This is a genomic window from Paenibacillus sp. 05T425, from assembly GCF_056396205.1.
The window spans coordinates 77,280-98,440 of sequence record NZ_JBFTLA010000006.1; the positions used below are offsets into that span (position 1 = coordinate 77,280).

The following is a 21,161-nucleotide window of genomic DNA, read 5'->3' on the forward strand; positions in this document are numbered from 1 at the left end:
TCTTTCACCTCGTCTCGTGAAGGGCCGGTGTTCTGCCCGCCGCTCTGTTCAGCATTTCTTCCAAGATCCGAATCGGCTCATTATTCATGAAATCCGGATCCAGCTTCGCAGTAATCGTACGTACCATCTCAGCAGCCAAGTTAAGCTTAGCCGTCAGCTTACCGTGAATATCGTATTTGTTAACGAGCTCGTATACCCGTTCCGAATCGATTAGCGATTCCGTCAACAGCGCGCGTTCTGACTCCGTGCCGTCTTGCAATACATGCCAGTAGGCCCAGCTATGCTCGAAATTCGAGGCGTCATTCAAACACTCAATCTCTTCTAGAATAACCTCACAACGCGTAAGTGCAACCAGCAGATCCTGCCATGCTCGCGACTGTTCGACATCCATCAACGCTGTGAACGACTGGAACAGCTCGCTGCGAATCTGAGTCATACCGCTCAAATAATCAGTTGCTGTAAGTTTCATTTGCTTCATTCTCATGTAAAGAATCGTCTTAAGACGATTCACTTCGCATACTGCTTCGCTTAGAATCGCAATCATTTCTATTTGCCCTGCTTGCGCGAGCAACTGGTAAAAAATACTGCTGAAGTAGTCGCCTGCAAGCACCTTAAGCTGCTTGGCACGCATGTCACTCTCTGCACGCTGCGTAGAATCAGCGTCGTTATTAATCCGATCATGGGTATCCATTCCGAGTTGAACAAGCGAAGCGACTAGCGTATACAGCTCGCTATGCTTCTCATACACTTGCCCGCGAATGAGGAAAGAATGAAGCAATTGCAGCCTTGGATGCGCAAGCGCAGGCAGATCCGTATGAATCTGGATCATGTCGTATTCGGTATATTTGCTTGCAATGGATGGTATTCGATACGATTTCATGGGGAAGCCTCCGAACAGAGAAGCGCAACAATCGCCGCTCAATAATCTAAACTATTATAGCACAACTTTTTTAAAGAGCATACGATTGCAACAAACGTAACCGACAATCGCTGTCGATTGGCGGTTACAACTTACCGTTTGACGGTCAATATGTACTTGAACAAAGCAGATTTAATAAGCCGTGTCTTTCGCACGCTCGACGGAATAACTCGAAACGCGGCCCAATCGTTCTTCCCACGCAGCTGTAAAGCTAACTCTCAGCCTCTTCCTCCATCGCTCATCATGAACAGGATCCGCGTAACGCAAGGCATCAAGCTCTGTATCCAGCCAGCTATCTGTCTTACGTACGTCTACGGCCGCTAACAGCCTAGGCTCCTGCGGGGTGTCTTCTACGATCCTGACTAGCACGCGCTTCACGTTCTCCAATTGCAGGAACGATACGCGCAGCAGCTTCTCCACATCGGAGAACCAAGAGGCCGGTCTCCCCTCTTCCGCGTTGACTTTAAGATCAATCGACAAGATCGCGTTATGCCAGTCGGCTTTTTTGATCCGTTCGTTCAATTGAGCGCTGATGAGCACATCAACCAAATTTTGATTGGACAGGCGTGCGACAGGTGCAGGGTGGAATACCGCGACTTCCCCTCGCTCCTTAGCGGTTTTCCATATATGATGCGGAAGCGCTGAGAATAACAGCGTAAGCGCAATAGTAGCTAAACATGCGGTTAACAGCGGTTTGCTGATTCGCATCGGACACCTCCCGTTATTGCTTGCATACATCATGTGTATGTATTCATTGTACGAGCAAGTCTGTCCGATTATTCAACCGCTATTGTTGTTCCGCATGAAAAAAAGCAGGCTATGCCTGCTCCGCGCATTGCTTATTGGTCTGTTTCTACCGTACCGTACTTCGTCATCACTATCGCTTTGCCGCGAATCTTGATTGCAGATGTATGATCGGTAAACTGACAAATCAATACTTCATTCCGATCCAGCTTTTCCGTATGATGAAATTTTGTATCTTGCCCTCGAGTCAGGCCGATGACATTCACGCCCTGCTCCTTAGCCTTGATTACAATATAATCTCCGCCTGTAGGTTCCATCGTCTTCCCTCCGCATCTATCAATTCCGTAATTCTTAATGCATACAAAGTTATGTAGACTTTCTTCAAGTGAATTATAGTTGATGAGACTCAAATGTGCAATGATACGGATTGTTTCAATTGTCTCTACGAACGAGAATACGCCTAGGCGAGACCGCCCAGGCGTATACGTAACGAATAAGTATCGGATAAGGAGGTAACAGGTACATCCTTAACTTATTTAATTGGATACAAGGTCTTTGAGAGATTTGCCCGGTTTGAAGGCAGGCATTTTGCTGGCAGCGATTTCGATCGGATCTCCCGTTTGCGGGTTGCGTCCTTTTCTCGCTTGGCGCTCGCGCACCTCAAAGTTTCCGAATCCTACCAGTTGCACTTTGTCTCCGCTTTGCAGCGCATCGGAAATCGCATCAAAAACGGCATCTACCGCTTTGGTTGCATCCTTCTTCGACAGGTCTGTCAATTCAGCGACTTTAGCAATCAAATCTGTTTTGTTCATGGTTTCACCTCCTTAAAGTTTTGCGAAGCAAAACTACTTCGAAAGCATACGCTTAGTTTTGCGAAGCAAAACTACTTCGAAAGCATACGCTTAGTTTGCGTAGCAAACTACTTCGTAAGCATCAAACATATCTTATCCCTCTTATTAACGGAAAACTTCAAAAATATACCTTTTGACCGAACAAACCTATAGTAATACAGCCGATTCGCAATTTCAAGTAGGTAAATGCATTTCTTCCATTCAAAATCGCAAGGCCGCTCCCCGACTTTCGGAAGCGGCCTCGCAAACGTATTTTGGATCGCCTTAGAGAATGATAGCAATTAATCCGCCAGAGCCCTCGTTGATGATACGGCCAAGCGTTTCTTGCAGCTTGTAGCGCGCGTTGTCAGGCATCATCGCGATTTTGCCCTGAATGCCTTCCCTTACGATCGAATGGAGTGACCGTCCGAAGATGTCGGACTCCCAAATCTTGATCGGGTCGTTCTCGAAATCTTGCATTAAGTAACGGACTAGCTCCTCGCTCTGCTTCTCAGTACCGATAATCGGAGCGAACTCAGACTCTACATCCACGCGAATCATATGAATCGACGGAGCAGTCGCTTTCAAGCGAACGCCGAAGCGAGAACCTTGCCTGATCAGCTCAGGCTCATCGAGCGCCATCTCAGCCAGCGTAGGAGCGGCGATGCCGTAACCCGTCGTCTTCACCATCTCCAGCGCTTCGGCGAAGCGGTCATACTCGCGCTTCGCATGCGAGAAGTCCTGCATGAGCTGGAGCAAGTGGTCCTTGCCGCGTATCTCGACGCCGACAACCTCCATTAAGATGCGGTCATACAGCTCGTCAGGAGCATACAGATCAATCTCCGCCACGCCTTGACCCATGTTCATGCCGCTTAAGCCCGCTCTGGCGATAAAATCATATTCCATGAACTGCGAAACGACACGATCGACATCGCGCAGACGGCGAATATCCTTCACCGTGTCACGAACCGAACTTTCGTAGTTGTTGCGCAGCCAGTGGTTATCATTCAGCACCATGACCCAGCTTGGAAGATTAACGTTAACCTCATGGACTGGGAATTCATAGAGCACTTCGCGCAGTACGGAGATAACCTCTTCCTCGCCCATTGTCGCAACGCTAAGCGTCATAACTGGAATATCGTATTTCGATTGCAGCTCATTGCGCAATTGAAGCGCCTCTTCGCCGCGAGGTCTAGTTGAGTTAATAATAAGCACGAAAGGCTTACCCACTTCTTTCAGCTCATTGATGACGCGCTCTTCGGCGACCACGTAGGAGCTGCGCGGTATTTCGGCGATTGAGCCGTCCGTCGTTACGACGACGCCAAGCGTCGAATGCTCCTGAATGACTTTGCGCGTGCCGATCTCCGCTGCTTCCTGGAACGGGATCGGTTCATCGAACCATGGAGTTGTAATCATCCGCGGACCGTTCTCGTCCTCGTAGCCCTTCGCACCTTCAACCGCGTAACCAACGCAATCGACCAATCTCACATTCACTTCGAGCCCGTCGGTTACTTTCAGTTGTACCGCTTGGTTCGGCACGAACTTCGGTTCCGTTGTCATAATCGTTTTACCCGCAGCGCTTTGAGGAAGTTCGTCCACGGCTCTGGCACGATCTGATTCGCTGGCGATGTTCGGCAGCACGACCGTCTCCATAAACCGTTTAATAAACGTTGATTTGCCCGTCCGGACTGCCCCAACCACACCGAGGTAAATATCCCCGCCAGTTCTCTCGGCTATGTCCTTGAAAATGTCCACTTTCTCCACTGAATATCCCCTCCCAATTGATTTTCCGGTTCGCCGCCATCCACCGGACAAGAGGGCAGGCCAGCGACGCAACTCGTACATACTTTTTGGACTAGTAACATCATATGTCCAACCTTACCTTTTATGACGATTCCTTCCCTGAAATCTTTTTTACCACCTCGTCGGTCAACATCCCTTCCAAGATTGAATTATATGAGCGGCCGAGTTTCACTAGTACATCGATATACAAAAAAAACCTCCGCAAGCCATTGATTGGCTGACAGAGGTCTTGCTCTGGATAGAACGATTAGGGCTTGGCCGCTTGCGGCTCGCCATTCACATAGTGGTAGATGGGCGACTTAACTGGAACATAGTCGGAATCGTCGACCAGCAAAGTGCGCAGGTCCAGCTTCTCATCGATGGACATGTCGCCGTTTTTCTGAATGAGCTGCATGATGTCAATGCCATAATCGGCGTACACAACACCGCCCTCGTCTACGAGTGCGTTAATGGATTGTCCTGAGAATACGCTTTGAATGACAGGCGCAGTCTTGTTCATCAATTTATAATCGATTTGATAGAAGCCTGGATACATTTGTTCGCCCTTAGGGAGCTCGCCGCCATTTTGCACATAAGCTTTAACCCACCCCTGAATATCGTTCACCTTCTGATAGGTGACCAGATCCATCAGCTTCACACGCGGGTTCGTCTCCTCGTCAATGACTAGAAAATAGAAGTTGCCGCCCTTCTCGAATGCCGCGCTAGGAAGATCGCTCAAGTAGCCCGTTCGCTGCAGCTTCGCAAAATCGATCAGAAACTTCTCGTAAACTGGGGTTTGTGCATCGCTGTTCTTGATTGGAAGCATGCCCGTCTCGTCCTTGTATTGGTCAATAGCCCCTTGTACGTTGCGGATGGCTTCCTTCGGCGCCGCTTGATTCTGCTTGCGCTGATCATCGGGGTACATACAGCCTGATAATGTTGCAGCAAATAAACTAACTGCTGTTACTATAGCTAATAAACGCATATATTGCGCAAATCTTCTGTTCGTAAATAAAGCCATTGTTAATCCTCCTGCAACAATTGTGTTACGCAACTTGTTAACTACCAGAGAGGCTCATCCTGCTCTGCCTGCCTAGCTAATTGGCGCGCAATAGCCGCCTTAAGCGGGTCAAGCGGCACCGTTACTTCTACTTTGCCGTCGACACGCGCTTGACAGCCGAGCCGGATGCCTTCGCCGTCAAGTCCCGCCAGCTTCCTGCGTTCATTGTCCGATATTGGCATCAGCTCACTGCCAGGAAGCACCGACAGCTTGCACATAAAGCATGCCGCCTTGCCTCCGCAACGCGTCTGAATGAGAACGTTGGCGCGTCTTGCCGCGTCAAGCAGCGTCGTTCCGCGCTTAACCGCAACTTTCTTGCCCGATGGCCAAAACGTAACTTCCGCGCTCAACGCCTTAACCCCGCTTTCGACTCGCTAATGAAGCTGTGCACATATTGCCTTGCTTGCTCCGAGAAGCGGTTAACCGCCTCAATGGCCCTCAGAGCGGGCCCGTCGGCCGAATGATTAAAGCTCTCTGCAATAAGCTGCACCCGATCCTCGCGGGCACGCAGCGCGTTGAACCATAATTCGTGCGCGAGAGGCACGACGTTCGCCTGCTTTGCTGTTCCATCCACTGTAAGCTTAGTACCGTAGGGGATCAGAAGCTTCTTCACATCCGTATGATAGAAGCTGTCAGCTGATGTCACTTCAAAACCGCCGACCAGCTCGACAGATACCCCTTCGATGTTAAAATGACACAAACGTGATCGATACATGTTCGTAATGCTCAAATCCGGTTCATCAACCGCATACCGACTTAACTTATTGTATATGCGCTCAACATCCTCGTCGTCGCAATAGAGATCAAGATCTCGAGGACTTGCTAGAAGCGGAAGCTTGCGCAGCAGCAATCCTGCGCTTCCGCCTACGATCCAATTCGGACAATCACTGCCGGTAACGTCAATTACGGAAGCCAGCGCTCTGTATATTTGCTTATTCTCATTCATCGCCGGCACTCCTTCTTCAGTCATTTAGAAATAAGGCTTATTGGCAGCAGCGATCGGGCCGGCATTCGGCTTCACTATCGCTTGGCAAGCAAGTCGATAGCCCTCCTCGAACTCCTCTGGCTCAAGCCGATCCCATTCATCATCGGTTACTTCCTCGAGTTGGTCGCCGCCCTCTGTTACGAGGCAGCGGCAACGCGCGCATGTACCTCTCGCACAAGAGAAGCTCCAATCCACATTGTGCTTGATTGCCAGATCAAGCAGCGACATGCCTTCTTCCGGTTCGACAACAGCTGTTTTCGTTTTTCCTTTTAGTTCAATCATTGCGTCTCCAGGTCTCCCTTTCGCAGCCCTTAATTATTATATATCGTATGTAAGCTTTCTCTATATGATGGAAAATAAGCCGTATACGAATCCGAGGACTAGCAGTATAAATGCGACTAGCGATAAAACAAATTTTACAACGCCCTTCGTTTTCAAACGGGCGAATGTGATTAAAGCCGCGGCGATAGCCATCAGGCCTATGCCGACAAAGGATACCCACATTTTTGTCATTGCATCCATTTCGAATCGATTCTCCTAATCTGTAACGGAATAAGTTCCCGACTATTATAACATTCGACAAGCCTGACTTGTACCTATCTCGGCACAAAAAAAAGGACAAAAGCCGGCAGGATGTGACGAACGAATGAAAACATTCGCTGTCCTGCCGAGCTCTTGCCGCTATGCGTTACTTCTTCATCATCATTTTCATGATCGTTTCCATGCCGCCRGCGGTCATGCCACTAGCCTTGACAGCTTTAACAATATCGTTAACCGTCGAGTCGGACACTTTCACCTTTGCCATATCCGATACTTGCTTGATGAGCTTGCGAAGCTCCGCTTCGTTTTGCATCGTTTCGGCTGTTACGCCTCCGGCAATTTTTTTCACCGCGCTCTCGGTAATGTTTTTGCCGGTTTTCTTATTAATCGCGCCTAATACGTCTTTGGACATATCCTTGGACAACGCTCTAACCTCCTCATAGGCTTGCGGGCGCAAACGTAAGGCTCGTCGGCATAACATAAAGTATGCCAACGCCTGCGCTCTGCAGCGCTCCTAGCATCATATGAGGAGGTGGACGTTTTTGTATAGGCGTACGTCCTTATCCGATTTCTTCGATTTCATGCGTCCGCAATCGACCCATCAAGTGCTCGACCGCGGTTCTCGGACTCTTGTTCGCGAACAATACCTCATACAGTTGGGCTGTAATCGGCATCTCCACATTGTATTGCTTCGCGAGTTCATAGGCAGCTCGCGTGGTCCTTACACCTTCGACGACCATGCCCATCTTGTTAAGCACCTCTTCAAGCGGCGTCCCGTCTGCCAGCATGTAGCCCGCCCGCCAATTACGGCTGTGCTTGCTAGTGCAAGTGACCACTAGATCGCCTACACCGGCGAGTCCGGCGAACGTAAGCGCATTAGCCCCCATTGCCGTGCCTAATCTTCCGATCTCCGCTAAGCCGCGCGTTAGAAGCGCAGCCTTCGCATTATCTCCGAAGTTAAGGCCATCGGACAAACCCGCGCCAAGCGCAATAATGTTCTTAATCGCGCCGGCAACCTCAACGCCCGGCACGTCCGGATTCGTATAGACGCGGAAGTAGCCGTTCATTAGCGCATCCTGAGCCTGCTCTGCAGCCTTTAGCTTGGCAGATGCGACGACGACAGTGGTGGGCTGCTGGCGAATAACCTCTTCCGCATGGCTTGGACCTGAGAGAACAACTAATTGATCAGCAGATCGTCCGAGCTCCTCGGCTAGAACGGAAGTCATCCGCTTCAGCGTATCACTCTCGAATCCTTTGGTCGCATGGATGACAAGCGTCTCTGGCGACAAGTAAGCAGCAGCTTGTCTCGCCACGTCACGCATCGCTCCTGATGGAGCAACGAAGAGCGCAAGCTCGGCATGCTCCACCGCTTCCTTCATATCTGTCGTAGCTTCGATCAAGCTATCCAGCTTCACGCCAGGAAGGAATTTGCTATTCTCACGATTCGTATTAATATCGCTCGCTTGCTCGGCATTTCTCGTCCAGAGCTTGACCTTGTAGCCGTTAGTCGCTAGCACGGAAGCGAGCGCCGTTCCCCAACTGCCTGCCACGAGTACAGCCGCGATGCGGGCAGTTGATGTATGTTCGTTGGTCATAGCTGCATTCACGTCCCTTTCTTTGCACCAAGCTTGTTCTCAGTGCCTTGGAACAGCTTTACGATATTCGTGCGATGACGAACAAACGCAAATAGACATAACACGATGCTTGCTGTAAGCAAAGGCAAAGAATAATAAAAGGATGCAATTAATAATGGCGTTATGCTGGCGAACAATAGCGATCCTAACGATACGTACCTTGTAACGACGATAGACAAGATGGCAATAACGCCCGCGCATATTGCAGGTACGAAGGCCAAGGTGGCAATGACGCCTACGGTCGTAGCAATGCCCTTACCACCCTTGAACTTGAACCATATCGGCCAGTTATGGCCGATAATAGCCGCTAACCCGGATAATACCGGTATCCATTCATTATCTCCGCCAAGTCCATGACCGATCCATACAGCTGCGATCCCTTTGGCGATGTCCAGCAGGAATACAAGTATGCCTGGGCCTTTGCCCAGCACCCGCAGCGTATTTGTCGCTCCGGCATTGCCGCTGCCATGCTGTCTGATGTCAATCCCCTTGACCCATTTGGCAATGACGATGCTGAATGAAACCGAGCCTAACAAATAGCTCAAAACAACCGCAATGACTCCGTATGCCAACCTTCTTCTCCCCTAATCCTCTTCGTTCTTCCGACGCGTGTAGATACGAACCGGCGTTCCTTCAAAATTGAAGGCAGCTCGAATTTTATTTTCCAAATAGCGTTCATACGAGAAATGCATTATTTCTGGTTCGTTAACGAACACGACGATCGTCGGCGGCTTCGTAGCGACTTGCGTCACATAATTAATGCGAAGTCGCTTGCCCTTGTCAGCCGGAGGCGKGTTAATCGCTACGGCATCGGAGACGACATCGTTAAGCAAATGCGTCTGAATACGCAGCGCATGCTGCTCCGACACATGATTGACAACTGGCAGAAGCTTCTGTAAGCGCTGTTTCGTCAATGCCGATAAATAAACGATCGGAGCATACGACATGAACAAGAAATGATCACGAATATTCGTCGTGAACTGCTGCATCGTCTTCTCGTCTTTCTCGACAACATCCCACTTATTCACGACAAAGATCGACGCCTTGCCTGCTTCATGGGCATAACCAGCAATATGCTTGTCCTGCTCGATGATGCCTTCTTCGCCATTGATCAGTACGAGCACGACATCCGCGCGCTCAATCGCTTTCATCGCACGCATTACGCTGTATTTCTCTGTCGACTCGTAGACTTTGCCTCTTTTGCGCATGCCCGCTGTGTCAATAAGTACATAACGTTGACCGTCACGCTCGAACGGCGTATCGATCGCATCGCGCGTCGTACCCGCGACATTGCTCACGATGACGCGTTCTTCGCCCAGCAAGGCGTTCACGAGCGATGACTTGCCCACATTCGGTCTGCCGATTAAAGCAACTCGAATGACATCTTCATCATAGCCATCTTCCTCAATCTCAGGAAGCAGCTCAACGGCAGCTTCAAGCAAGTCTCCAATGCCTATGCCATGCGATCCAGAGATCGCAATCGGCGTACCGAAGCCAAGTCCATAGAACTCGTACACTTCGTCCATGCGATTCATATTATCTACTTTATTCACAGCCACGACTACCGGCTTGCGCGAACGGAACAGCATTTGCGCCACTTCATCGTCGGCATGCGTAAGTCCAGTCTTCGCATCGACCATGAAAATAATGACGTCTGCTTCCTCGATCGCCAGCTCGGCCTGCATGCGTACCGACTTCATAATCTCATCTTCGCCGTCAATTTCGATACCTCCGGTATCGATAATGCTAAAAGGCTTTCCAGCCCACTCGCCAATACCATACAGACGGTCACGCGTGACGCCTGGCTTATCTTCTACAATTGCTAGCCTGTCGCCGATGACACGGTTAAAAATAGTGGACTTGCCCACATTGGGTCGCCCGACGATGGCAATAACAGGTCTTGCCATAATTAGCTTTTCACTCCTTCAAAAATACTCACGCTAATCATCATAGCAAAAAACTACGGTCTTGGCTAACTTTTCATATTAATGATGATTGACTAGTATGTAGGTTCCATTCTTCAAATCATGCGCGCTTGCATCCAAAATTTTCTCCAGCAGGAAAGATGTATGCTCTAATGCCTTCTCATCATCGACAATAAAAATAGGCGCCCCGCCGTCTACTTGTTTGCCATGCATCGTTACGATTGCGACAATCTTAGCCAAGCTCGCCCGCTCCCTTCTTATTGACGGCCGCCTCTGTCGGCATGCGAACCGCCGACTCCAGGATCGGCACGCGAAGAATGACTTCCTTCCCTTTGTCTTGATCCCGCTCTTGAGGCAATAAGAAGACCGCAAGTCTGCCGTCCTTCAAATCTAGCTTGGCCATCGGAATGAGGGCCGGCTCACCGTCATCGCGATATACGCCCATAATCGTCGCCAAATCGTATAGGATCGCTTGTCTTTGCCCGAGATTGCTCAATGTCACTTTGCTATTGGCATTGATCGGCTTCAAAATATAACCAATACCGCGTTCGGCAATAATTTGCTGATTGCTCTTAAGTCCGACATTCATAATATAAATATCATCTACGAGCAGATCAGGCCCGTCAATGATAACCGGTGCAGATACGACCTCTGCAATATGAGAGATCGACTTTCCCGATTTCAGCCATTCGACCAGCAATAAGGATACTCCTCCTGCTAGAATGCCGATCCATACATTGAACAATACCGCAAACAGGCTTGTAAGCAAAGCCGACATAATGACGAGATAGTTGCGTCCTTCGAACACCATCGCAATGCCTTCTATATAAGTCGAGCCGCGGCTTACTAGCTCCATGCTATCGATCTTTGTCAGCGTTTCGCGCTCCATCTTGCGAACGTCCCGGAATTGCTGTGCCGCCAAGCTTAAAAATGTAATCGCCGTATAGTCCTTATTGTACAGTGCGGGAACTGCAACCGCTCCAAGCGCAGCGGCAATTACGCCTAACGAGATATGAATAATCCGTCCATGGGGATATGTCGGATATTGCCGATAATCGGTTCGAAGCATCAGGAGACGAGCGATTATACCGAAAACAATCCCAAGCAAGACGCCGATAAGATGTTTGTTCTGATCCAAATATTGCAACATTAGGACGAGCGGCCTCCTCTGTAGTTCAGTAATAAATCGCTAATTTTCGACCCGGTCATACGAACGGCCCGGTGCGCAAGACTAGCTAGACTGGCTGCAACAAGTGAAACAAGAAAGCTATCCCACCAAGCCACAGAGCCGATGCTCGTCATTACAATTCCTTTGTATAACATCGCATATACGAATTCTCCGATTACGGCTCCCCAGATCATAATGCCGAACTGCTGCCTGCCGTTGGAAGTACATACGCCGCATAACGCGCCGCTTAAGATCGGAGCATCCCAGCTTGGTCCAAGCCAATAAAACACGGGATCGTAGCTGTACAGCTTCCTCACAATTCCCCACACCAGTCCGACAATCAAGCCGCATAACACCAAATATAGTTTGTTGTTCCACCCCTCATCGCCCCTGCCTGTAACCATTCCTGCAAGAAGCAGCAATATAATAGCAGCATGGATATGAATAACAGCCGTGACAGCCGCTTCTGATCTTAAGTGGATATCGACCCATAAAGGCATCATGAGCATAATGGCGCTAACCGATCCTACTACGATTAATGTTATTCTGCTAACCCCGGGAGCCAGATATTCTCGCCAGCCCGTTGCGAATAAGATCAATGCTGCAATAACGATCCAAACCGAAATAAATCCGGGATTCATCCCATCACCTCTTATCCGCATATTATGCTCCCAAGCATTAACGACTATGCCAATGAAGTGTATTCCTGCATCGCTCCGCACCAAAAAAAGCTATCCCCGTGCGTTAGCACAGGAATAGCCTCTTCCATTCACTCATTATTTCAAATTTTTGAGTTTGTCGCCAAAACGCTCCGCAAGGGAGTAGCTCATGCTTTCATTGCTCAAGCTTACGTTCGGGTTGTCGATTTTTTCAACTTTAGGAGCACGAGGCGCTCTCTCGGCACGCGGGCTTTGAGCTGGCTTCTCAGGAGCTTCTTCCGTTTCTTTGATGCTTAGGCTAACGCGTTTCTCAGCAGGGTTGAAGTCCAAAACTTTCGCTTGTACTTCTTGACCTTCTTTAAGAACTTCGTTAGGCGTAGCGATATGCTGGTGCGAAATTTGGGAAATGTGTACAAGTCCTTCAACGCCCGGAGCGATCTCTACGAAAGCGCCGAATGCTACGATACGGCGAACCGTACCTGTAACAATGCTGCCGATAGCGAATTGACCTGCAGCCGTATCCCAAGGACCTGGTTGTGCAGCTTTAATGCTAAGGCTGATTTTGCCTGCAGCAGGATCAACTTTAAGTACTTTAACGCGTACCGATTGTCCTTCAGCTACAACATCCTTCGGATGTGCAACATGCTGCCAGGAAAGCTCGGATACGTGTACAAGTCCGTCAATGCCGCCGATATCAACGAAAGCACCGAATGGTGTCAGGCGTTGAACCGTACCGTCAAGCTCTTGACCTACTTGCAACGAAGCCATAACCTGTTGCTTGCTTTGCTCGAACTCAGCGTCCAATACTTCCTTCTGGGAAAGGATCACTTTGTTGTTCTCGCGATCGATTTCTTTCACTTTAACGCGAAGCGTACGGCCTTTGTAGCCGCTGAAATCTTCTACGAAGTGACGTTCAACCATCGATGCAGGAATGAAGCCGCGAACGCCTACGTCTACAACAAGGCCGCCTTTGACTACGTCTGCTACCGCTACTTCGAATACTTCGCCGCTCTCGAAATTAGCTTGAAGCACATCCCATGCTTTCTCGCCGTCAACTTGACGTTTCGAAAGGACAAGTTTTTCTTTTTCGTCGTCGATGCTGACAACTTTAAGCTCAACCTCTTGGCCAATTTGAACCGCTTCTGTTGCGTTCTCGATTTGAACAGCGGAAAGCTCACGAATTGGAATGACACCGTCATATTTATATCCAAGGCTTACGTAAGCTTGGTTATCTTCGATTTTGACGATCGTACCTTTGACGGAATCGCCTTTTTTCAAAGACACGAAATTGTCCATAGCATCTTGGCTTACTTCTTCTGMTACAGTTTCTTGAACATTAGTTTCTTCTGACATTGAAATAACCTCCTCAATTCATACCCCAACTTTATTTAAATCCGCTGACGATTGCCCTTTTCTCTCGAAATAGCTCCGCCAGCAGCATTTAAAACGCGCGCTTGCCTTAAGATTGTTGTGCTGCGATCTCGCGAATGCGAGCCATAATGGCATCTGTAACTTTTTCCAGCATATCCGGCGCACCTTCTTCAATAAAAGGCTTTAGATCGATCGGTTCCCCATAGCATACAATCATTTTGCGGAATGGCGAATATTTGCCAATGATCGCTACCGGAACAACGGTTGCCCCGCTTCTGATCGCTATCATTGATGCACCTTTCTTCGCTGCCGTGCCTTCTTGACTGTTACGCGTGCCTTCCGGGAAAATCCCGAGCATATTGCCTTCCTTAAGTAAGGATATCGCTGATTTGATCGCATCTTTGCTGACACCGCCGCGTTTGACGGGGAAAGCGCCGAAGGAACGAATCAACGGACCGAATACCGGAATTTTGAACAGCTCTTCTTTGGCCATAAAATGCACCTTACGGCGAATTTTTATGCCTACAGTCGGCGGATCAAGCAAGCTCAAATGATTCGAAGCGAGCACGACTGGACCGTCTGCAGGAATATTGTCCGTACCTCTTGCTTCCAAGCGGAATAGCAAGGTGTAAATGACCCGGAGCAAAAACCTAAAAATGCGATATAACATAGTTTACTTCGCCTCCGCCAATTTGGTTCGGCTTAAATTAACAATTGCCGCAATAACTTCGTCAATTGTCATTCCCGTGCTGTCCAGAACGACAGCATCGGAAGCACAAACCAGCGGCGAAATGGCGCGCTGCTCGTCCAAGCGATCGCGCTCGGCGATTTCGGATTCCAGCTGTCTCAGTGTAATGGACTGGCTGTCCGAAATTTCGCGATACCGCCTCGCTGCGCGTTCCTGTACAGAAGCTGTTAAGAATACCTTCAGCTCCGCATTCGGAAGCACATGAGACCCGATGTCTCGTCCATCCATAACGACGCCTTTGCGGGCTGCGAGCTGCCGTTGCAGCGCTCCCAACACATCGCGAACCGATTCGATCGCTGCGTAATGGGATACTTGCAAGGTGACTTCCCGCGAACGTATGGATGAGGTAACGTCTTCCCCGTTCACATAAACCGATTGTCCATGTTCTCCGGGCCTTAGATCGATCTGAAGCGATCTTGTCAGCTCGGCCAGTCTTGCAGTCTGCTCAGGCAGAACGCCTGCACGCTGCGCAGTATACGTGACCGCTCGATACATCGCTCCCGTATCAATGTAGACATACCCAAGCTGTTCGGCGACCTTACGTGCTACCGTACTCTTGCCCGCGCCTGCCGGCCCGTCAATGGCAATATTCATACGGTCGCTGTCACCTCCGTGTTGCGTCACGCACAGTCAACCCCCTTTAGATCGAGAGACGGTTGGCCGAATTGATTAACGTATGCGACGCAAACCTCTCTAGCGTAAACGGTCGTTATGCATGCCGAAGCTGCAGGCGCGATCGTTTCGCGGGCGAAATATAAGAACGCAGCAATGCTACTATTCTACCTCTTATATTTCAAGAAAAAAGCAGGCTTTGCCTGCGACGTGAAAATTATACCACACTATACCCGCAGATGCAAAAGAACGGGAAGCTATTTGAGTCTTGTGCCTTCCCACCGATCCACACCCGTCAACCAATGTCTGATCGTGTCGTTTTGGAGCGCAGCCTGTGAACAGACAACCAGGATGAGCAGCGTTATGATCATTTTTTTGAGAAAAGCGCTAACTTCGTCAGACAGCTTAATCATCTGTTTTTTACTTTTTCTCTTCATAAACAGCTCGCGAAAAATAGGAATCGCTCCTCTTTAAATTCGGGTTCTTTCCCTATTTTTCGCCAACCTATTCCACTCTATTCATCGATTGCGATATTCAAGCTGCTTCTCGAAGCAGTATCTAATTATTTTCTGACGCTCGGAATCGCTGATGCTCGCGAACTTAATCATGATCTGATGACGACCGGACTCCATCTCTACGACGCGCACGATCTCCGCCTTGAATGATGCATGTTCGATCGTACCGTTCTTGAATGGGACGAGCAGCCAGCATTCCAGCATCTGCTCTGACTTGAGAGCCCACTTTCCATCGCATATAAAGGAAATGCCGCCGCCGCCTACATCATCCGTCTTGCAGACGAAGCGAACATGATCGGACAGCTTGACCGCGATCTCAAGCTCGGCCGGCACACGCAGGAAATTACGGCGTTGCACCTTCGTAATCCGATCGGGATCGGGCTTGCGAATCTTAATAAGTCGAATGACATCCTCGGCAAAGCCGATAACATGCGAATCGAAATAGTTCTTGATGCCCGCTTCCGTTATGAAGTTGACGGACAGCTCGTCCCCTAGAAACAGCCGTTTGAAACGACCTGTCTTCTCGCTGAGCGGATTTTCGATCAACAAACAGTCTTCTTGCTCATCGGCAATTCGAGACTTGTATTCGATCGCCGCTTCTTCTTCATCGGCAGAAGCGATATGGTAATACAGCATTTGATTTACTTTAGGCAACATTTGGCTCCCCCCATTTCATTGACATTATAGCACGTCGATTAGAGGGGAGCTATATCGTTATTTGTCAGCGGCTTTCGTATCGTTTCGCGTCATTTCCTCAATGGATTCCTCAATGCCCGTCTCTGAATTAATGTAGACACGGTAGAGGCTGCCATTGATTTGTCCCGTATATTCATAGCAGAGTACTTCTTCGCCTAATTCATTGTCGATGAGAGCGAGCTGTTCGCTTCGGACCTTCATCTCCGGATTAAGCGCTTTGCTTGCCTGCGCTTTCGTGAGCACCGGCTTAGGCAGCTTCCGTTCATGCTGCTCGTATACATAATCGGCAGCTTGCAAGCCAACAATCTCGCCATTATCAAGCGCCACCTTCACGGTCAGCTTCTCCGGATAAATGAGTACGCCACCTTGATTATGTACGAAGGTCAACGTACCCGCCCGATCGAACATATCGTAGCTGATTGCATTCATTCCTTTGAAGCCATGCTTCTCCAAGAATGACTCCGCGTTGCTCTTTACTTTGTTCAAGCCAATCTGCTTTTCTCCTATTTCGCGCGGATTCATGAACGAGATGAGTTGGCCGCCCTTCTGCGTGTAATCCAGCTGCAGCTTCCTGTCCTTGCCCGATTCGACCGTAGCCGTATAAGAAGCAAATTCCGTGCCCTTGCCGTTCTCGGTTACTCGGATCGCACCGGCATTCTCGCCGGTGAACTTCGCAGCTTCCTTCTTCACATCTTCCGCATTAACAAACTTGCCGCCCAGCATCTTAATGGAGCGCTTCTGATACATGCTGCTAACGGATGGTCCCCAGTTGATTTCCGGGTACTCGCTAACCTTCTTGTCGACCGTCTTGAAGCCATCGATGATCGCATTGTCGTTATTGGATTTCTCAGACGCAATGGCAACCTCAACATCCATCCACCTCAAGCTGTTCGCTAATACATTGTTCTGAACGCCTAACAAATCTTTCGAAATTTCCTCGGATTTCTTATAGAGCGTCTTCATCGTTGCGAATTCGTCCGGTGTCAGCGGCTGCTTGCTTAAATCTCTTACAGCTGTCTTATAAGCAAAGTTAGCGATATGCGACAGGAAGTCCTCCGCTTCATTGAATGGGAGCAGCGTTAAAGGCAGTTGACTGATTTCATTTTGCGCTTCGCTTGTCAGCCGCCACACATTGACGAGCCCTTTGCGATGGTACGCTTGCGAGGTGGAATTAACCGCCAGCGTGTTGCCTAGCTGCTGATGCAGCTGCTCGACATGGTAAGTCAAGTTATGGAAGGCGCGCTGGTATTGGTTTTCCGCTTTTATGAGAATCGAGTTTTTCTCTTGATGCTCTTGATAGCCCCAGTAGATCGAGCCGAGAAACAAGATTGTCATTATGGGGAACAGGATCGAACTAAGTCGGCGGTACATATGCAAAAAACTCCTTTCTTGTGCAAACCTGGTGTTAGTTTGGTTTGCCAAAAGGAGCTTTATGCATCCATGCTATTCAGTTGACTAACAATCCATCGGTAAACCGCCCTAATAGGCGGTATGCTCTTCAATATCGAGGTCGTTGGTATTGTTGCAGATGCATTGTTTAAAGCCGGTGTCGATACCGCCTTTATCCCGTCGCCCCCGCAGCACGAACTTCTCCCCGCATACATTGCACCGAATGGTCACCTTCACTCGCGCTTCCATCGTTACCCCCTAAGCTTCTAGATGGTTCCTATAGTAGCATTATGGACAGATGAGCTATAATTTAACCTCATCCTCGCGCGACATGAATCGGAACGGCGATCTGGAGTTGGCGGAATTGATCTTACGCAAGCTCCATACCCACAGCACCGCCATGAACGGCACCATGAACCAAAGGTAATTAGAACCGATTGAAATAATAATCCAATCATAGATGGCATGCAGCGCGAATGGCAGCAGCATGGAGATGGCAAGAAGTCTCCTCGTCTTAATCGCGGGAGCAAACTTCGCCTTTCCGAAGTAATACCCCATCATAATGCCGAATAAAGCGTGACCGGATACAGGCAGCAGCGCACGTCCAAGCAAGGTTGCAAAGCTGGCTRGCGAGTAAATTGCATACAGCACATTTTCCATCGTCGCGAAACCAAGCGAAATCGATGCGGCGTATACAATACCGTCATATGGCTCGTCGAATTCAGTATGGTTGTAGATGACGTGAAGAAGAACGAACCACTTCACGAACTCTTCTACTCCAGCCGACTCGAGGAATATGAACACCCCCGTGTAATCGCCTAGCCATATCTCTAGACCGCGCTGAATAACCATAATCGGTATAACGATAAGCAGACCTAGCACGAACATGCGCGCAACCATGTGGATCGGCTCTGCATCGTATTTATCTCTTAAATATAAGTAAGTAAGCAGCGATATGCCTGGTGCAACCGCTGCTGTCAATATAGAAAAAATAAGCATCTAACACCTGCCTTCTTACACCCACCCCCGGAAGCGAACCGCTTCCGCTACTTTGCGAATGCCGGCCATATAAGCAGCGAGCCGCATATCGACTTTGCGGGTGCGGTGAATGTCATACACTTGTTCGAAGCCTCGTATCATCATCAAGCGAAGCTTGTCATCAACCTCTTGTTCATCCCAGTAATAGCCTTGATTGTTCTGTACCCACTCGAAATAAGATACGATAACGCCGCCCGAGCTTGCAAGCACGTCAGGCACAAGCAATATCCCTCGATCGGATAAAATCCGAGTCGCCTCGAGTGTCGTAGGACCGTTAGCCGCCTCAACGACGACCTTAGCCTTAATGTTCGGCGCATTGTGTTCGGTAATCTGATTCTCGATGGCTGCCGGGACAAGCACGTCGCAGTCAAGCTCAAGCAGTTGATCATTGGTGATCGTCTGCTGAAACAGATTTGTCACATTGCCGAAAGAATCGCGTCGATCCAGCAAATAAGGAATATCGAGTCCTTCTTCATTATACAACGCTCCGGACACATCGGAAATACCAATTACTCTCGCGCCTGCTTCATGCATGAATTTGGCAAGATAACTTCCAGCATTGCCGAAGCCTTGAATGACGATTCGCGCATTCGCCAGCTTGATGTCTTTCAGTCTTAGAGCTTCATGGATCATGATAACGACACCCCGCGCCGTAGCGGTCTCACGCCCCTTAGAGCCTCCGAGGACAAGAGGCTTGCCGGTGATGAAGCCCGGCGAATCAAATTCCCGAATGCGGCTGTATTCATCCAGCATCCAAGCCATGATCTGTGAATTTGTCATCACATCAGGGGCTGGGATGTCTTTCGTCGGACCAACGATTTGACTGACTGCTCGTACATATCCGCGGCTTAAACGCTCCAACTCGCGGATGGACATGCTGCGCGGGTCGCAGATAACGCCGCCTTTGCCTCCCCCGTAAGGGAGATCGGCAATGCCGCATTTAAGCGTCATCCATATCGATAATGCTTTTACTTCATTCTCATTCACTGCGGGGTGGAAGCGAACGCCTCCCTTAGTTGGCCCAACTGCGTCATTATGCTGTGAACGATACCCTGTGAACACTTTCGTCTTGCCGTCATCCATACGTACCGGAATTCGAACGGTCAGCACCCTCATTGGTTCTTTCATCAGCTCGATCATATCTTGCTCATAGCCTAGCCGCTGCAGCGCTTGTTCGATTACGATTTGAGTCGCTTGCAGCACATCGGTCTCATTTTTGTCATTCATATCCCAATCACCGCCCTTGTCTCTTTATAATATGAGCGCCATGCTCACAGCGTATTCCATAAGAGACGGAGTCATGCGTTAGGATAGCCTAGAATGCAAGAAGAGCATCTTGCAAACCGGTAAGGTCGCAGATGCTCTCAACGAGGGATGGTGCTTAAAAGTTAAAATGAAGACATATTTGACGAATGGCCGAATCTGGCATAATAACCTTACCGTATTCCTCAAGCATCGCATAAGTGACGGATGTCGCTTCCCCGTATTCTGCAAGCAGGGCAATTACGGCATTATGCTTCGACGAGTCGATCAGCGCAGGCTCTAGTGCAAGAATCCACTTCCCGTTGTACGAGTATAGCTTCCCGTCTTCGGTTAGGCCGGAAGATTGAAGCTGCTTGCACACGGCAATGACATCCTCAAAGTCGCGGAATGAGTACATGACAATATCGCTTTGTTCGAGCGTAACTTCCATCTCGTATATTTCATCGTCCGCATCATCTTCTTCCAACGTGTGGCCGCCATCATGAGCGTGTGCATTCATCTTGCCGCGTGTAACGATGACCACCATACCTTGAGCGGGAAGGGCGAACACTTCAACTGCCAATGGGCCGCTGGCATCGAAACCTAGTTCCGTATATGCCTGGTCCATCATTTCACTGAACAGCTCGTGCACTTTAGGAATTTCGCGCCACATGTCGTCCTTATGGATCCCCCGTTCCGACAAGTCGTCGAACGTCAGGAAAATCCGTATCTTGTCCTGACTCAGCCGTTCGATTTTCATGACAGGATCCTCCTCTGCAGCATCTGTTGTAACAGCGTATGAAATTTTTAGTAAGATGTGATCAATTTGATCAAATCATGCTATGTAACTACTTTATCATGTATAACCGTCGAATGCACTAATATTGGGCAAAAAAAGGAATCGCATAACGCTGGCTAATGCCAATCGTTGACTGCGATTCCGTGGATGCCGGGCTATGCTGTGGCAGCTAGTGGGCAAGGGCTGACGTTTCCGCTTTTATTTTGTCCGCTTCCTTCTTGATAGCCGGATCGCTGCTCACGATCGCCTCAATTTGTTCCCAAGCGGCTTCTGACCTTCCTGCGGAAGCGTCTGTATGCTTTGGGGCGACATTCGCCGCCTCGTGCATGAATCCGTTATTCATTATTTTGGATACCGACTTGCCCATCATATTCGAGGCAGCATTCGAGATCGCGCTCGAAGCCCATGCGAACGTCCCTGGGCGCTTCCGCGATACATACACCGTCGCTGCCGCACCGAGCAAACCGCCTACGATAAATCCGCTTAACTTCATCTGTAAGAACAC

The 21,161-nt window shown here is 49.3% G+C and carries 28 protein-coding genes; all 28 read right to left on the minus strand.

Annotated elements, in window-relative coordinates; all coding sequences use genetic code 11:
- Nucleotides 1-4 precede the first annotated feature (4 nt).
- Nucleotides 5-880, minus strand: a complete 876-nt coding sequence (locus AC1DF0_RS14280; RefSeq protein WP_442050397.1) for a heptaprenyl diphosphate synthase component 1 — start codon at nucleotides 878-880, stop codon at nucleotides 5-7.
- A gap of 171 nt (nucleotides 881-1,051) precedes the next feature.
- A complete protein-coding gene (locus AC1DF0_RS14285) occupies nucleotides 1,052-1,627 on the minus strand; it encodes a hypothetical protein (protein ID WP_442050398.1) in 576 nt (191 codons plus the stop codon).
- A gap of 131 nt (nucleotides 1,628-1,758) precedes the next feature.
- Nucleotides 1,759-1,980, minus strand: coding sequence for a trp RNA-binding attenuation protein MtrB (gene mtrB / locus AC1DF0_RS14290; RefSeq protein WP_442050399.1), 222 nt, complete (start codon nucleotides 1,978-1,980; stop codon nucleotides 1,759-1,761).
- 219 nt (nucleotides 1,981-2,199) lie between these two features.
- Nucleotides 2,200-2,475: an HU family DNA-binding protein gene (locus AC1DF0_RS14295; protein ID WP_307201611.1), complete on the minus strand. Its 276-nt coding sequence runs from the start codon at nucleotides 2,473-2,475 to the stop codon at nucleotides 2,200-2,202.
- A gap of 303 nt (nucleotides 2,476-2,778) precedes the next feature.
- Entirely contained in the window at nucleotides 2,779-4,257 is a 1,479-nt protein-coding gene (gene spoIVA / locus AC1DF0_RS14300) for a stage IV sporulation protein A (RefSeq protein ID WP_337103478.1), read from the minus strand.
- A 286-nt stretch (nucleotides 4,258-4,543) separates the two neighbouring features.
- On the minus strand, nucleotides 4,544-5,296 hold the full coding sequence (locus AC1DF0_RS14305) for a hypothetical protein (RefSeq protein WP_442050400.1): 753 nt from the start codon (nucleotides 5,294-5,296) through the stop codon (nucleotides 4,544-4,546).
- 41 nt (nucleotides 5,297-5,337) lie between these two features.
- Entirely contained in the window at nucleotides 5,338-5,685 is a 348-nt protein-coding gene (locus AC1DF0_RS14310; RefSeq protein WP_442050401.1) for a 2Fe-2S iron-sulfur cluster-binding protein, read from the minus strand.
- A complete protein-coding gene (locus AC1DF0_RS14315) occupies nucleotides 5,682-6,281 on the minus strand; it encodes a hypothetical protein (protein ID WP_477574439.1) in 600 nt (199 codons plus the stop codon). The genes AC1DF0_RS14310 and AC1DF0_RS14315 overlap by 4 nt, the downstream gene beginning before the upstream one ends.
- A 24-nt stretch (nucleotides 6,282-6,305) precedes the next feature.
- Nucleotides 6,306-6,602 carry a 2Fe-2S iron-sulfur cluster-binding protein gene (locus AC1DF0_RS14320; RefSeq protein WP_337103482.1) on the minus strand — a complete coding sequence of 99 codons (297 nt, stop codon included), beginning with the start codon at nucleotides 6,600-6,602 and terminating at the stop codon, nucleotides 6,306-6,308.
- A 60-nt stretch (nucleotides 6,603-6,662) separates the two neighbouring features.
- Nucleotides 6,663-6,842 (minus strand): DUF2768 family protein, encoded by a 180-nt coding sequence (locus tag AC1DF0_RS14325; RefSeq protein WP_337103483.1) that lies wholly within the window; start codon nucleotides 6,840-6,842, stop codon nucleotides 6,663-6,665.
- Between the two features lie 166 nt (nucleotides 6,843-7,008).
- Nucleotides 7,009-7,284: a stage VI sporulation protein F gene (locus AC1DF0_RS14330; RefSeq protein ID WP_307202332.1), complete on the minus strand. Its 276-nt coding sequence runs from the start codon at nucleotides 7,282-7,284 to the stop codon at nucleotides 7,009-7,011.
- A 136-nt stretch (nucleotides 7,285-7,420) separates the two neighbouring features.
- Nucleotides 7,421-8,455, minus strand: a complete 1,035-nt coding sequence (locus AC1DF0_RS14335) for an NAD(P)H-dependent glycerol-3-phosphate dehydrogenase (protein ID WP_442050403.1) — start codon at nucleotides 8,453-8,455, stop codon at nucleotides 7,421-7,423.
- 8 nt (nucleotides 8,456-8,463) lie between these two features.
- Nucleotides 8,464-9,066 carry a glycerol-3-phosphate 1-O-acyltransferase PlsY gene (gene plsY, locus AC1DF0_RS14340; protein WP_337103485.1) on the minus strand — a complete coding sequence of 201 codons (603 nt, stop codon included), beginning with the start codon at nucleotides 9,064-9,066 and terminating at the stop codon, nucleotides 8,464-8,466.
- A 12-nt stretch (nucleotides 9,067-9,078) separates the two neighbouring features.
- The gene (gene der, locus AC1DF0_RS14345) at nucleotides 9,079-10,401 is read right to left on the minus strand and encodes a ribosome biogenesis GTPase Der (protein WP_477574440.1); all 1,323 of its coding nucleotides are present in this window, start codon (nucleotides 10,399-10,401) and stop codon (nucleotides 9,079-9,081) included.
- Between the two features lie 78 nt (nucleotides 10,402-10,479).
- Nucleotides 10,480-10,659 (minus strand): capping complex subunit for YIEGIA, encoded by a 180-nt coding sequence (locus tag AC1DF0_RS14350; RefSeq protein ID WP_442050404.1) that lies wholly within the window; start codon nucleotides 10,657-10,659, stop codon nucleotides 10,480-10,482.
- Nucleotides 10,652-11,569 (minus strand): YIEGIA family protein, encoded by a 918-nt coding sequence (locus AC1DF0_RS14355; protein ID WP_442050405.1) that lies wholly within the window; start codon nucleotides 11,567-11,569, stop codon nucleotides 10,652-10,654. Before AC1DF0_RS14355 ends, AC1DF0_RS14350 begins: the two co-directional genes overlap by 8 nt.
- Nucleotides 11,569-12,228, minus strand: coding sequence for a YphA family membrane protein (locus tag AC1DF0_RS14360; RefSeq protein WP_477574441.1), 660 nt, complete (start codon nucleotides 12,226-12,228; stop codon nucleotides 11,569-11,571). The genes AC1DF0_RS14355 and AC1DF0_RS14360 overlap by 1 nt, the downstream gene beginning before the upstream one ends.
- A 135-nt stretch (nucleotides 12,229-12,363) precedes the next feature.
- Entirely contained in the window at nucleotides 12,364-13,599 is a 1,236-nt protein-coding gene (gene rpsA, locus AC1DF0_RS14365; protein ID WP_477574442.1) for a 30S ribosomal protein S1, read from the minus strand.
- A 106-nt stretch (nucleotides 13,600-13,705) separates the two neighbouring features.
- Nucleotides 13,706-14,287: a lysophospholipid acyltransferase family protein gene (locus tag AC1DF0_RS14370; protein WP_477574443.1), complete on the minus strand. Its 582-nt coding sequence runs from the start codon at nucleotides 14,285-14,287 to the stop codon at nucleotides 13,706-13,708.
- A gap of 3 nt (nucleotides 14,288-14,290) precedes the next feature.
- Complete coding sequence (gene cmk, locus AC1DF0_RS14375; protein WP_442050462.1) at nucleotides 14,291-14,959, minus strand: (d)CMP kinase; 669 nt, start codon at nucleotides 14,957-14,959, stop codon at nucleotides 14,291-14,293.
- 275 nt (nucleotides 14,960-15,234) lie between these two features.
- Nucleotides 15,235-15,414, minus strand: coding sequence for a hypothetical protein (locus tag AC1DF0_RS14380; protein WP_442050409.1), 180 nt, complete (start codon nucleotides 15,412-15,414; stop codon nucleotides 15,235-15,237).
- Nucleotides 15,415-15,495: 81 nt separating this feature from the next.
- Nucleotides 15,496-16,149, minus strand: a complete 654-nt coding sequence (locus AC1DF0_RS14385) for a flagellar brake protein (protein ID WP_442050410.1) — start codon at nucleotides 16,147-16,149, stop codon at nucleotides 15,496-15,498.
- A 57-nt stretch (nucleotides 16,150-16,206) separates the two neighbouring features.
- Complete coding sequence (gene ypeB, locus AC1DF0_RS14390; RefSeq protein ID WP_442050411.1) at nucleotides 16,207-17,559, minus strand: germination protein YpeB; 1,353 nt, start codon at nucleotides 17,557-17,559, stop codon at nucleotides 16,207-16,209.
- Nucleotides 17,560-17,667: 108 nt separating this feature from the next.
- The gene (locus AC1DF0_RS14395) at nucleotides 17,668-17,826 is read right to left on the minus strand and encodes a hypothetical protein (RefSeq protein ID WP_442050412.1); all 159 of its coding nucleotides are present in this window, start codon (nucleotides 17,824-17,826) and stop codon (nucleotides 17,668-17,670) included.
- 54 nt (nucleotides 17,827-17,880) lie between these two features.
- Nucleotides 17,881-18,576 (minus strand): glutamic-type intramembrane protease PrsW, encoded by a 696-nt coding sequence (gene prsW, locus AC1DF0_RS14400; RefSeq protein ID WP_477574444.1) that lies wholly within the window; start codon nucleotides 18,574-18,576, stop codon nucleotides 17,881-17,883.
- A 15-nt stretch (nucleotides 18,577-18,591) separates the two neighbouring features.
- Entirely contained in the window at nucleotides 18,592-19,842 is a 1,251-nt protein-coding gene (locus AC1DF0_RS14405) for a Glu/Leu/Phe/Val family dehydrogenase (RefSeq protein WP_442050414.1), read from the minus strand.
- Between the two features lie 154 nt (nucleotides 19,843-19,996).
- A complete protein-coding gene (locus AC1DF0_RS14410; RefSeq protein WP_442050415.1) occupies nucleotides 19,997-20,617 on the minus strand; it encodes a genetic competence negative regulator in 621 nt (206 codons plus the stop codon).
- 208 nt (nucleotides 20,618-20,825) lie between these two features.
- On the minus strand, nucleotides 20,826-21,149 hold the full coding sequence (locus AC1DF0_RS14415; RefSeq protein WP_442050416.1) for a hypothetical protein: 324 nt from the start codon (nucleotides 21,147-21,149) through the stop codon (nucleotides 20,826-20,828).
- Between the last annotated feature and the right edge of the window lie 12 nt (nucleotides 21,150-21,161).